The organism is Sphingobium olei, from assembly GCF_042678845.1.
In the GTDB taxonomy this organism is placed as follows: domain Bacteria; phylum Pseudomonadota; class Alphaproteobacteria; order Sphingomonadales; family Sphingomonadaceae; genus Sphingobium; species Sphingobium olei.
Window position 1 is genome coordinate 1 of the sequence record NZ_JBHTLS010000117.1, and the last position, 12,897, is coordinate 12,897.

The following is a 12,897-nucleotide window of genomic DNA, read 5'->3' on the forward strand; positions in this document are numbered from 1 at the left end:
CGGCGCCAGAACCATCGATGCCCTATGGCACGCCATCGGCAACATCTGTGACCTCTATACCCCAGAAGAATGCTGGAACTTCATCAAAGCAGCTGGATATGCGTCAGATTAAAGGCTCGATGCTCTAGTGCGAGCTGCCCTCGCCCGATTTCTGCCAGCTTCTTCATGCTGCGCCACCAACCTGCCGCCGGAACAGCGGCCGCTTGGTGAATTGCGCGGGAGGGATCCGCTTGCGGGGGTAGGCGGCGAGCGCAGAGAGGACATTGTCCATCCAGGAAGATGTTGCATGGCGCGCCGCTGGAGCCTTTCACGCCAGGAGCAGCGTCGTCAATAGATCAGACAAGTCGCGGGCTTAAGGACGCAAGATTATGTCTTCAAGCGTCCCAATGCCCTCCAGCGCAGCATCGCCGGCGAAATGGCCGATGCGCAGGCGGTAGGCGCCGGCGTCCAGTTTCCATCCTGGTGCGGCTTCGTCGAAGCGCGCGATGACGCGGGAATCGACCGTCAGCGAGACATGGCCGGTCTCCCCTGGCTTGAGCCACAGCTTCTGGAAGCCCGCCAGCCTGTAGGCGGTGGTTCCAGCGGCGCTCTTCGCCTCTACATAGAGCTGTGGCACGTCGGCCCCCGCGCGCTCGCCCTTGTTGGCGATGTCGAAATCCACGACCAGCCTGTCGCCGCCCTTCACGCGCAGATTGGCATAGTCGAAGCGGGTGTAGGTGAGGCCGTAACCGAAGGGGAAAAGCGGCTTGCGCTGCGTGGCGGCATACCAGCGATAGCCGACATCCGCGCCTTCCTTATAGTCCACCGCAAAAGAGGCGACGCCGCCGCTCATGCCATAGACGGTCTTGTCGCCGGCGTCGCGCCGGGCATCAGCCGCGCGCAGTTCAGCAAGGCCGAGCGGTTCGGGGCGGGGAGCCTGATCGGCGCTGACGGGGAAGGTGATCGGCAGCCGTCCCGAAGGATCGACATCGCCGAAGAGGATGCTGGCGATCGCCTCGCCGCCGCGCTGGCCGGGATACCAGGCCTGCAGGATCGCCGGCACGCGGTCGATCCAGGGCATCAGCACCGGGCCGCCGCTTTCGACCACCACCAAGGTCTTTCCGTTCGCGCCGGCGACCGCGCCGATCAGGGCATCCTGATTGTCGGGCAGGGCCATGCTTTCGGGATCCTGCGCTTCGGTGCGCCATGCCCAGGCGAAGACGATGGCCATGTCCGCGCCGCGCGCGGCCGCCGCCGCCGCGGCTGGATCGCTGCCGTCGACATAGGTGACATCGGCTTGCGGCGCGAGGGCGCGGATGGCTTTCAGCGGGGAAGAGGCATGCCATGTGATGCGGGCGAAGGAGGCGGCCGCCCCCTTCGTCAGCGGGATTTCGACGGGCGCGCCGCCAACGGAGCGGACCTGCGACGATCCGCCGCCCGACAGCACGCCGACATCGGCATGCGCGCCGATCAGCACGATCTTCTTCGCCGATTTGGCCAAGGGAAGAAGGTTGCCGTCATTCTTGAGCAGGACGATGCCTTCCTCCGCTGCGCGCTGCGCCACCTGCGCGTTGGCGGCATAGTCGATCGGCTGCGCGCTGTCGGGCACAGGATGGTCCATCAGGCCGCTGTCGATCACGCCGAAGAGGATGCGGCGGACCATGTCGTCCAGCCGCGCCATCGAGATGCGCCCTGCCTTCACCGCTTCGGCGAATTTCTTGTCGAAGAACACCTGGTCGTCCAGTTCCTGACCGGAATCCTGGTCGAGGCCATTGATCGCCGCCTTTTCCGTCGAATGGACGGCGCCCCAGTCCGACATGACCCAGCCCTTATAGCCCCAGTCCCTCTTCAGGACCGTGTTGAGCAGCCAGTCATTTTCGCAGGCATAGTCGCCATTCACCTTGTTATAGGCGCACATATAGGAGCCGGGATGGCCGATCTCGGTCGCGATCTGGAAGGCGAGCAGGTCGCTTTCGCGCAGTTCCGCCTTGCCGATGCGGGCGTCCAGCACCGTCCGGCCGGTTTCCTGCGAATTGAGCGCATAATGTTTGATCGTCGAGACGATATGGTTGCTCTGTACGCCCTTGATATGTTCGCCCGCCATAACGCCGGCGAGCCACGGATCTTCGCCCAGATATTCAAAATTACGCCCGTTCCACGGATCGCGGGTCAGGTTGACGCCGCCGGCCAGCAGGATGTTGAAGGTCTTGGCGCGCGCCTCCGCACCGATCATCGCGCCGCCTTCATAGGCGAGGCGCGGGTTGAAGGTCGCGGCCGTCGCGATGCTGGCGGGCAGGGCGGTGGCGACGTCGCCCTTGCGCTGTTCGACTTGGTTGGCAACGCCCAGGCTGGCGTCGCTTTCGCGCAGGGTGGGGATGCCGAGCCGCGGGATGCCGGGGATGTGGCCCGCTGACGGGATCATGCTGATCGGCGGCACGGGCTTGGCGAGCGGCGGGAAATAGCCGTGGATGAGTTGCAATTTCTCGTCCAGCGTCATCGCCTTGACGAGTGCGTCGGCGCGCGACTGCGATGCTTGTTGCGTATCGGCGGCAGGTGCCGTCTGCGCGTGGGTGGTAATGGCGGGAGAGGCCGCCGCCATCAGGGCGGCGAGCAGGATGGTTTTGCTGGACGGGCGCATCAATTCACCTTGGCTAGATGGAAGGGGCCTGACGTCGATAATGATCGAGCAGGGCGCGATGATCGGGCAGCGCGGCGCAGGCACCCGCGTGGGCGGCGCGCACTCGGGCGAAGGTCGAGCGCGCCTCCGCTGCGCCGGGATGGCGGGCGACATCGGCGGGGAGGCAGGTCGCAAAGCCCATGCCGTAGAGGATATAATGATAGCTGGGCGGCAGGAAGGTTTCGAGGTCGACCAGAAAGTCGAAGCGCGACGGCGCCCGATAGCGCCACTGGACGAGCATGTCCCGCAGCGGTTCCGGAACAGAGGCGGCATCGGCATTGTCGCGCCAATAAGCGGTGTCCGTCCGGCGGGTGATGCAGTAATGCAGCTTCAGGAAATGCACGATCCGCTCGAATCGGCCGGCCATCAGGCGGTTGAAGCTGCGCGCGGCGGCATTCCGCGCGGTGCGGTCCCCCGGCACCAGAAAGTCGCCAATCTTCTTGAGCGCGGCTTCGATCAGCATGATGCCGGTCGATTCCAGCGGCTCGAAAAATCCTGCGGACAGGCCGACCGCCACGCAGTTGCCGATCCACTGGGTTTCGCGATAGCCGCATTCGAATTTGAGCAGGCGCGGGTCTAAGCTGCCGTCCTTCGCGCCGACATAGGCGTGGAGGGTGGCGCTTGCCTCATCTTGCGACGCGTGGCGGCTGGAATAGACATAGCCGACGCCCCGCCGCTCGGTAAGGCCGATGTCCCAGGTCCATCCCGCCTCATGCGCGGTGGCGAGCGTGTAGGGTCGCACCGGCGCTTCGGGCGAGGGATAGGGCACCTGCACCGCCAGCGCACGGTCGTTGAACAGGGCGGACGCGCAGGAAGTGAAGGCGGCGCCCAGTTCCCTGCCGATCAGCAGCGCGCGGAAGCCCGAGCAGTCGAGGAAGAAGTCGCCCTCCACCCTGCGGCCGTCCTCCAGCACAAGGGCCGCTATGTCGCCGTCCTCGGCGCGTTCCACGCGTGCGACCGTGCCTTCGATCCGATTGACGCCGGCGGCGATCGAGATGTCGCGCATATAGGCGGCGAAGCGCGGCGCGTCGAAATGATAGGCGTAATTCATCGGGCCGGAAAAGTCGGGATCGCCGGGACGCTTGGGCCCGCGCCCGGCGCGGATGACCTGTTCCTGCACAGTGACCGCGTCAGCCCAGGCCGGACGGCGCGGGTCGGCGTCGGCGATCCAGTGCGGCAGCAGCGCTTCGTCCTCGCCGCCCACCGGCAGGTTGAACGGATGGAAATAGCTGTCGGTCCCGGTGGACCATCCTTCGAACAGAACGCCCTGCTTGAAGGTCGCGTCGGCCCGAACCAGGAATTCGGCCTCGCCGATCCCCAGCGCCGCCAGGGTCGTGCGGATGGTGGGAAACGTGCCTTCCCCCACGCCGATGATGCCGATGTCGCCGGATTCGACCAGCGTGACGTCCGGCATCTGCAGCGCGCGGCAAAGCCAGGCGGCGGCCAGCCATCCGGCCGTGCCGCCGCCCAGTATGACGATCCGATGGGGAGGGGGGAGGTCGGTCGTCATGGATAGGTCCCCGCCTTCAGCCGATCAGAAGTTCGCCCGGGCGCGGACGCCCCAGGTCCGGGGCGGCTGAAGGTTGGACAGGAACACCGGCTCGTAACGCGGCGCGCCGAACGCTCCCGCGCCGGTGCGGATGCGGCCGTTTTCGATGTTCTGGACGAAGGCCTCCACCGAATAATTCTGGTCCGCGCTGTTGAAGCGGATCGACGCGTCGGACCGGAAATAGGCCTTCTGCCGATCCCAGTCGGTGCCGTTGGTGCCACGGTCGGGCATATTGTCCGCCGGCAGGTTGGCGTTCATGAACGGGTTGGCGTCGCCGTTGAAATAGCTCAGCCAGCTCTTCGTTTCATAGTGGGTGGTGAAGCGCGGCGTGATCCGCGCGCCGCTCGCCAGCTCGAAATCATGTTCGTAGCTGAGGGTGGCGGAGAAGCGCGGCGCGTGCGCCAGCTCATTGCCCTTCAGCTCCACGATCGACGACGCCTTGCCGCCGTCATAGAGCCGCCCGTCGACGCTCTGCAGTTCATCGAGCTTGGTCTTCTGGACCGTGGCCGACAGCTGCAACCGGTCATTGTCGGTAAAGTTGGCGTTGAGTTCGCCTTCCAGACCGTAGGCCTTCGCGCCCTCGGCATTCTGGGTCACGATCTGGCTGCGCACCACATTGCCGGCCGCATCGCGGAAAGTGACGGCCTGATTGACCTGATAGCCCTTGAAGTCCGAATAATAGGCGGCAAGGTTCAGCGTCACCCGGCGGTCGAGCAGGCGCGTCTTGATGCCGACTTCATAGTTGGTCAGCGTTTCCGGGTCGGTGAGGCCGGCATTGTCCTGGATATTGCCCGACTTGAAGCCGGTGGAAATGCTGGCATAGCCGAGCGTATCCGGCGCGAGGTCAGCGTCCACACGGGCGAGATAGGTCAGCTTGTTCCACTTCCCCTTCACGTCGTTGTTCGAGATGGAGAAGCCCGGCAGCAGGTCGACCAGTTCCGCGGCGGTCGCATTGGGATAGGCGCCGAAGATGCCGCCGGTGCAGATGCCGCCCGGCGCGCGGTCCGCAACGGTGCAGCCGTAGCCCGAGAAGGTGACGTTGCGGCCGCCAATATCTTCCTTCTTGTCCGAGGTGTAGCGCAGGCCGCCGGTGACGCGCAGCCAGTCGGTCGCATGCCAAACGGCCTGACCGAAGACGGCGCGGCTGTCGATCTGGCGATTGGCCTGGATGAAGCTGCCCGCCCAGCTGAACGTGCCGTCGCGATAGCCGTTGCGTTGGTCGATGTCGAAGCGGATGCGGTTCTTTTCGTGGCTGTAATAAGCGCCCAGGATCCAGTCGAGATCCTGTTCCCCGGTCGACTTCAGCTGGATTTCGTGGCTCTGGAAATCATAGCGCGACGAAAGGGTGCGGTTTTCGCCGAACGCGCCCAACGGCAGGTCGTTGCCGTCCGCGTCCCGCTGGCCGGTCGGAGGCAGCGCGCCCGCGTCGGCGTCGGTCTGGGTCGATCCGCCGATGCGCGACCAGCCGGCGATGTAGCTCAGCTGCACGCTGTCGGTGATGTCATAGTTCATGGTGCTGCGCACCGCGACCGAGTAGCGGTCGGTATCGGGGGCCGTGTCGCTCAGAGTCGACCAGCGCTTGGTGCCGGGGCGGGGCGTCTGGAGCAGGCCGATCACCGGCGCGCCGGTGTCGAGGAAGCCTTCGACCGACAGGTTCCAGCTGAACCGATCGCTTGGCTGCCACAGCATCGACACGCGTCCGGACTGCTGGTCGGCGGCATAATATTTCTTGCCCGACGTGACGAAGGCCGACCGGTTGATGCCCGGTATGTTGGGAGCGGGCTGATAGTCGGCATAGCCGTCATGACGGTCGCTGACGAAGGCCACGCGGAAGGCCAGCGTGTCGGTGACCGGAATGTTGATCGCGCCGCGCACGCCGAAGCGGTCGTAATTGCCGGCGGTGAATTCGACATTGCCCTCGAACGCGCCGAGCTTGGGCTTGGCGGAGATCAGGCTGAGCGCGCCGACGGTGGCGTTGCGGCCGAACAGCGTGCCTTGCGGTCCGCGCAGCACTTCCACCCGCTCCATGTCGTACATCAGGACGGACGCGCCCTGCGAACGGGGCGAATAGATGCCGTCGACATAGATGGCGACTTCGGGGTCGGCGACTTCGGTATAGGCGCTGTCATTGCCGATGCCGCGCAGCGTCAGCAGCACGGCCGACTGGTCGCCCTGCTGGTTGAACTGCAGCGAGGGCACGAAGCGGGCGAGATCGGTCACGTCCTTGACGCCGTTCTTCGTCAGCGTGTCCTGATTGAAGGCCGAGATGGCGATCGGGGTGGATTGCAGGCTGGTTTCGCGGCGGGTCGCGGTGACGATGATGTCGCCGCCGGCATCGACTTGAGGCCCTTGCGGAGCTGTGGCCGGCGCGGTCTGCGCCTGTGCTGTTGAAACGGAAACCAGACAGGCCGCGAGCGCCGTGCTCGCGACAAGTGCGCGCCTCTTCATGACTATCCTCCCGAAAACATAATTACTTCTTCCGCGCCTATGCGGACGATCTGACATCGTTGTCAAGATGGGTTTGACATCGATGTCAGGATGCTGTGTTTTTTGTGCATCACCATCTTTCCGCCGGCAGGAAAACAATGCCATGGTGGCGTCATGACGGATCATCGGGAGAGGAGGCTGCCGCTATCGGCGGAAGAGGTGGCGGGCCGGTTGTTCCGGCTGTCGATCAGCGTCTTCTTCATCGGCGGGTTTCTAAGCGCTTCGATCAGCCTGCTGGTGCCGCAGCTCAAGTCCGTGTTGCAGCTCGACTATCACCGCGCCATGTTCATCCAGCTGGCGTTCCATTCCAGCTATCTGCTGTTCGCGCTGCCTGTCGCGCTGACGATCGTCCGCATGGGCTATATGCGTGCCATTTGCGTCGGGCTGTCGATCATGGCGGCCGGTTGTCTCGCCTTGGCAGCAACCCAGACCGTCGCGCGCTTCTCCCTGTTGCTGGGCGCGTTGCTGCTGTTGTCGGCCGGGCAGACGGCGCTGCAGATCGCCGCCAATACCGTGGTCACGGTCATTGGCCCTTCCCGGCGCGCGGCGTCGCGCCTGACCCTGCTCCAGGGGTTCAATTCGCTCGGCACGGTGCTCGGGCCGCTGATGAGCGCGCCGTTCCTGCTGGCGGACATCCGGCCGGGCGACGGGTCGGATAGCACCGCCTCGGTACCCTTCATCGCCACAGGCGGCATATTGGCGCTGCTGGCATTGGCCTATTTTCGACACCGCACGCTGCTGCATGGCCGGGAGCCGGGAGGACATCGCCTGCCCGATCGGTGGGGGAAGCAGATATTTCTCCTTCTGGGCGACCGCCGTCTGATGTGGGGAAGCGTCGCCATCTTCGTCTATGTCGGGGCGGAGGTGACCATCGGCACGTTGATGACAAACATTCTGATGCTGCCGCAGCGGCTTGCCTTGGACCCGGTGAATGCGGGGCGACTCGTCAGCCTTTATTGGGCGGGCGCGATGGTCGGCCGGTTCGCGGGATCGTGGATTATGGCCCGCATAGCGGAAAGCATGCTGCTGTTCCTTGCCGCGCTGGGCGCCATCCTGCTGACGGCGGCGGCGATCGTCCTGCCGGGCGTGGCGGGATCGGCGGCGCTGATCGCGATCGGCCTGTGCAACGCGATCATGTATCCGGTCATCTATGCGATGGCGATGCCGCAGGACAGCCGGCTTGCGCCGCTCGCTTCTATGTGGCTGTGCATGGCGGTGGTCGGTGGGGCGGTCGTGCCCCTCCTGACCGGTGCCGCAGCCGACGTCTTTGGCCTGTTGCGGGCGCTGGCGCTGCCGGTATCCTGCTATGCCGTGATCGCGCTGTTCGCGCTTTTGAACCGAGCGCCGTGGGGAGAAGCAAGGTGAACGCGGTCACCATCAAGGATGTGGCGGCCAGGGCAGGCGTGTCGCCCAAGACGGTGTCCCGCGTCATCAACGGCGAAGCCTATGTCCGACCGGAAGTGCGCGCCTTGGTCGAACGGGTGGTCGCTGAACTCGACTATCGGCCGAACGCCTTCGCGCGCAGCCTGTCGGGTTCCCGATCCTATCTGATCGGCCTGTTCATCGACGATCCGGCGTCGGGCTATGCGGCCGACCTGCAACATGGCGCGATGATGCGCTGCCGCGACCGCAGCTATCATCTGGTGGTTGAGCCGGTGGACCTTGGCCGGCCGGACTGGGATGCGCGCGTTAGGGACGGCGTCGCCGCGCTTCGGCTGGATGGGGCGATCGTCGCGCCGCCAATCTGTGACGAGCCGGCTTTGACGGGCCTTTTCGAAGAGCTGGGATTGCCGACCGTCCTGGTGGCGCCGAGTGTCGTGCCGCCCTCTTCAGGCACGGTGCATATGGACGATCTGGGCGCGGCCAGAGACATGACGGACCATCTGATCGGGCTGGGCCATCGGACGATCGGCTTCGTGCAGGGGCCTGTCCATCACCGCGCCTCCGCCAGACGCGAGGAAGGATTCCGGCAGGCGATGGCGCGGGCGGGGATCGGCGTGGACGAAAGCCTGATCCTGCGCGGCGACTTCGCGCTGCGGGCCGGGCTGGAACTGGGCGAACGCCTCCTGTCGGGCACGGCCCCGCCCACGGCCATCTTCGCCGCCAATGACGACATGGCTCTGGGCGTGCTGATCACCGCCATGAAGCGCGGCATTGCGGTGCCCGATGCCCTGTCGATCTGCGGCTTCGACGATGCGCCGTCTTCGCGGGCGGCTTGGCCCCAGCTGACCACCGTGCGTCAGCCCAAGGCAGAGATGGCGGCGGCGGCGGTCGATATCCTCGTCAGCCCGCGCCTTAGGACCAACCCCGCCGATCCCGATGCCCATCCTCTGCTGCCCTATCAGCTGATCTTCCGCAACAGCACGGGGGCAGCGACTTGAATGCCTCTTTGTGTCTGTCAACATCACCATCCGAATACGACCTGAAGTCGGCGTTTTGCTGATCCGCGACGACGATATGCAGCGATCCAGACCTGCGCTTCATTCAGGAAATCTCCGCCGGTTCGAGCGGTTGAGGAGGTGCTGTCAGAGCAACTGCGTTACGAGCATTGAGGGCGAGATACGGTCCCATTTGCCGGTACGTTAGCAGGCAATCGGTAGCGTATAGGGTAACGAACCGAACAAGATCGCAGGACTGACAGCAAGCGGCATACAGCGCATTTCCCGAAGATCCCGTTAGCGACGGGCGCTTAGCGTTGGTGCATTGCATTTGGCAGCTCCAGTGAAATTCATTCATGGGGAGTGGACGGGCTGCACCTCGGATCAAACAACAGGCGGCTGGGGGTCGGTAATGATGAACTTGAAGGCTCGCCGCGAGCTCCACCTTCAATCCCGCTTGCCGCCATAGCCCTACGCCCACGCTGACGCAAAATGTCGGTAGCCCAAATGGAGAGGACGGGACGCATAGCCGGGTGCAGTGGCCGTGAAAGGAGGTCGAAATAACGCCACGCTGCCCGATCGCTGAAATGGGCCTCCGTTCTCGGAACGTCACAGCGGCGGTGCGTCAGCTTTCCTGCTTCTTTCACGAACAGCGGACGGTCTAGTCAAGACCCTATTTCAGCCATTGAAAGACTTGCCAGCGTATGCCCGCCATTAGGAAGCTGAAACAACAGACTGAGTGAGCAACAGGGAGGCCCCCTGGGGCGGCGTTGTTGTCGTATGCCACAGAGCGCCGCATGGGCCTAAAACCAGCAGCGTAGCCTCCGCAAACACAGTAAGCAGCATTACTTCCGTTCTTAGGAGTTTGCTTAAAAGCGGTAAGCGGACCAGATCATGTTTTGTAAGCGCCGGAGCTGCGTGGCCTGACCCAGGTCTTCTCCGACATCACCCGTCATTGTGACCGTATTATTTGGTCCGGTCAACGAGTTCTGACCGAGAAGGCCGTCTCGACGCATGGATTTCGTGGCTGGATAAGAAAAATGAATCAGCCTCGCATCGAGGCACAGCAATCCGCTTAGCTGTTCATCGGCGCAAGCGCCGTATAAAACGGCTGGACAACAGCTGTCATTTTGTCGACCCATGATGTGTGTGAGGCAAGGCGGGGACGGCAATGGCGATCAACCTCAAGGTCAATGGGCGTATACGAACCGTGGACGCTGATCCCGCCAAGCCCCTCCTATGGGCGCTGCGCGAGGATTTGGACATGGTGGGAACCAAGTTCGGCTGTGGTGCCGGGCTATGTGGTGCCTGCACAGTCCACCTTGACGGCAATCCAGCGCGCGCCTGCCAGACGCCGATCGGCGAAGCGCAGGAGATGGCCATCACGACCATCGAGGCCGTGGCACAGAGCGATGCCGGAAAGCGGATATCCGCAAGCTGGATAAAGCTGGACGTGCCGCAATGCGGTTATTGCCAGGCAGGGCAGATCATGAGCGCGACCGCGCTGCTGGCGAGCAATCCTCGACCGACGGACGAAGATATCGATTCGGCGATGACGGGCAATCTTTGCCGCTGCTCCACCTATGTTCGCATCCGCGAGGCAATCAAGGACGCAGCCAAGGCGGGAGCCAAGGCATGAAAGCGTCCGACCTTTCGCGCCGGCACTTCCTCAGCGCCTCGCTGCTCGCCGGAGGCGGACTGCTGTTCGACTTTAGCATTCCGGCGGCGGATGCTGCGGAAACAGGTGGGCAGGTTGTGACCGCCTTTGTGCGGATACTGCCTGACAACCGAGTCCTCATAGGCGCAAAAAATGCGGAGATTGGCCAGGGCGCCAAGACGATGCTTCCCATGCTGATCGCCGAGGAGCTGGATGTCGACTGGGCGCAGGTGACGATCGAACAGACCCATGCCGATCAGAAGATATTTGGCGGGCAAAGCGCCGGAGGCAGCCGCACCACACCGCGCGAATGGCTGCCCACCCGCACAGCGGGTGCAGCCGCCCGCGCGATGCTGGTGGCCGCTGCCGGGCAGAGTTGGGCCGTCAACCCTGCAACTTTGGTGACGCGCGGCGGCAAGGTCATCGATCCGGCGTCAGGCCGCAGCGTTACCTACGCTTCCTTGGCTGCCGCCGCCGCCAAGCAGCCAGCACCCGATCCGGCGACATTGATGCTGAAGGATCCGAAGGAGTTCCGCATCATCGGCCAATCCATAGGCGGGGTGGATACGCCAGCGATCGTCGCAGGCAAGCCGCTGTTCGGGATAGACTTCAAACTCCCCGGCATGGTGTACGCGGTGCTGGAAACCTGTCCGGCCTTTGGGGGCACGTTGAGGTCCGCCAATCTGGACGCGGTGCGCAAGCTGCCCGGTGTGGCCCATGTGCTGACGATCAAGGGAGACGGCACGCCGGAATCCTTGTTCGATGGCGTCGCGATCCTCTCGAAAAGCTGGTGGAGCGCCAATCAGGCGCGCGAGGCGCTGAAGATCGATTGGGACATGAGCGCCGTCAGCGGCTTTTCGACCCAAGCCTATGCCAGCCAGGCGGCCGAGCGGCTGAAGGGCAAGGCGGATGGCGACATCGTGCGCAGCGGCGATGTGGAAGCGGCTTTCGCGACAGCGGCCAGGACGGTCAGCGCGCAGTATGACTATCCCTTCCTGGCGCATGCCACGCTGGAGCCGCAAAACTGCACCGCCCTGTTCAAGGACGGAGCGATTGAAATCTGGGCGCCGACTCAGAACCCGGAGAGCGGGCGGGGGCTGGTAGCCAAGGCGTTGAACCTGGCTCCTGAAAAAATCCGCATCAACTTCACGCGGATCGGCGGAGGGTTCGGTCGGCGGCTCATGAACGACTATATGGTGCAGGCGGCCGCCATCGCGGCGCAAGTGCCGGGCGTGCCGGTAAAGCTGGTCTACAGCCGGCAGCAGGATTTCCAGCGGGATTTCTATCGTCCGGCCGGCTGGCATGGTTTCCGCGCCGCGCTCGACAAGAGCGGTAAACTCAGCGCCTTTCACGATCATTTCGTGACGTTCGGCAAGGACGGCAAGCCGGTGCGATCGGCGGAGATGCCGGCGCACGAACTGCCCGCCGGCCTCATCGACACGGTGCTGCTCGAACAGAGTTTCCTCACCACCAACATGCCGACTGGATGGCTTCGCGCTCCCGGCTCAAATGCGCTTGCCTTCGTGACCCAGGCCTTTCTGGATGAAGTGGCGGAAGCGGCCGGGAAGGATCTGCCGACGCTGATGCTGGAACTGCTTGCCGATCCGCGCGCGCTGCCGCGCGGCCCCAATGCGCCGCCCTTCCTGACCAGTCGGGCCAAGGGCGTGATCGAGAAGGTTCTGGCGATGAGTAGCTGGGCCGATCGCGGTCGGCTTCCCAAGGGCCGTGGCAAGGGTTTTGCCTTCTATCACAGCCATATGGGCTATTTTGCCGAGGTGTTGGAGGTGGCGCTGGTCGATGGCATTCCGAAGGTCGCGACCGTCTGGGTCGCGGGCGATGTCGGCAGCCAGATCATCAATCCGATGAACGCGCTGCATCAGGCGCAGGGGTCAGTGATCGAGGGGCTGGGCCAAGCGCTTGCGGGGCAGAGGATCACGCAGATCGCAGGGGCAGTAGAGCAAGCCAACTTCGATACCCATCCGCTGCAACGCATCCCTGACACGCCGCAGATCCTGGTCGAGTTCGTGAAGACGGACCATCCGCCAACCGGCATGGGCGAACCCGCCCTGCCGCCAGTCATCCCCGCGCTGGTCAATGCATTGTACGCAGCGACCGGCAAACGCATTCGGACCCTGCCGATCGTGCCGGAAATGTTCGCCTGAACGCTGCA

At 64.2% G+C, this 12,897-nt stretch carries 7 protein-coding genes; 4 read left to right on the plus strand and 3 right to left on the minus strand.

Annotated features, from left to right (window positions below):
• Positions 1-352 precede the first annotated feature (352 nt).
• From ACFQ24_RS08895 to ACFQ24_RS08905, 3 genes are read right to left on the minus strand one after another with little or no spacing between them, the layout of a single operon-like run.
• Positions 353-2,578 carry a beta-glucosidase gene (locus tag ACFQ24_RS08895; RefSeq protein ID WP_380910486.1) on the minus strand — a complete coding sequence of 742 codons (2,226 nt, stop codon included), beginning with the start codon at positions 2,576-2,578 and terminating at the stop codon, positions 353-355.
• Between the two features lie 52 nt (positions 2,579-2,630).
• On the minus strand, positions 2,631-4,166 hold the full coding sequence (locus ACFQ24_RS08900) for a tryptophan halogenase family protein (RefSeq protein ID WP_380910427.1): 1,536 nt from the start codon (positions 4,164-4,166) through the stop codon (positions 2,631-2,633).
• Positions 4,167-4,190: 24 nt separating this feature from the next.
• Positions 4,191-6,653, minus strand: coding sequence for a TonB-dependent receptor (locus ACFQ24_RS08905; RefSeq protein ID WP_380910429.1), 2,463 nt, complete (start codon positions 6,651-6,653; stop codon positions 4,191-4,193).
• A gap of 153 nt (positions 6,654-6,806) precedes the next feature.
• Here ACFQ24_RS08905 and ACFQ24_RS08910 point away from each other — a divergent pair, with 153 nt between their 5' ends.
• The 4 genes from ACFQ24_RS08910 to ACFQ24_RS08925 all read left to right on the plus strand — a co-directional run bounded on the left by ACFQ24_RS08910 (position 6,807) and on the right by ACFQ24_RS08925 (position 12,889).
• Positions 6,807-8,057, plus strand: coding sequence for an MFS transporter (locus tag ACFQ24_RS08910; RefSeq protein ID WP_380910430.1), 1,251 nt, complete (start codon positions 6,807-6,809; stop codon positions 8,055-8,057).
• Positions 8,054-9,073 (plus strand): LacI family DNA-binding transcriptional regulator, encoded by a 1,020-nt coding sequence (locus ACFQ24_RS08915; RefSeq protein ID WP_380910432.1) that lies wholly within the window; start codon positions 8,054-8,056, stop codon positions 9,071-9,073. Before ACFQ24_RS08910 ends, ACFQ24_RS08915 begins: the two co-directional genes overlap by 4 nt.
• Before the next feature lie 1,168 nt (positions 9,074-10,241).
• Positions 10,242-10,709, plus strand: coding sequence for a (2Fe-2S)-binding protein (locus tag ACFQ24_RS08920; RefSeq protein WP_380910434.1), 468 nt, complete (start codon positions 10,242-10,244; stop codon positions 10,707-10,709).
• Positions 10,706-12,889, plus strand: coding sequence for a xanthine dehydrogenase family protein molybdopterin-binding subunit (locus ACFQ24_RS08925; protein WP_380910436.1), 2,184 nt, complete (start codon positions 10,706-10,708; stop codon positions 12,887-12,889). Before ACFQ24_RS08920 ends, ACFQ24_RS08925 begins: the two co-directional genes overlap by 4 nt.
• Positions 12,890-12,897 lie beyond the last annotated feature (8 nt).

Bases quoted from the DNA above. Each gene is read 5' to 3' on its own strand.
- ACFQ24_RS08895 (WP_380910486.1), bottom strand. From the start codon at position 2,578: ATGGCGGCGGCCTCTCCCGCCATTACCACCCACGCGCAGACGGCACCT.
- ACFQ24_RS08910 (WP_380910430.1), top strand. From the start codon at position 6,807: ATGACGGATCATCGGGAGAGGAGGCTGCCGCTATCGGCGGAAGAGGTG.
- ACFQ24_RS08920 (WP_380910434.1), top strand. From the start codon at position 10,242: ATGGCGATCAACCTCAAGGTCAATGGGCGTATACGAACCGTGGACGCT.
- ACFQ24_RS08905 (WP_380910429.1), bottom strand. From the start codon at position 6,653: ATGAAGAGGCGCGCACTTGTCGCGAGCACGGCGCTCGCGGCCTGTCTG.
- ACFQ24_RS08925 (WP_380910436.1), top strand. From the start codon at position 10,706: ATGAAAGCGTCCGACCTTTCGCGCCGGCACTTCCTCAGCGCCTCGCTG.
- ACFQ24_RS08900 (WP_380910427.1), bottom strand. From the start codon at position 4,166: ATGACGACCGACCTCCCCCCTCCCCATCGGATCGTCATACTGGGCGGC.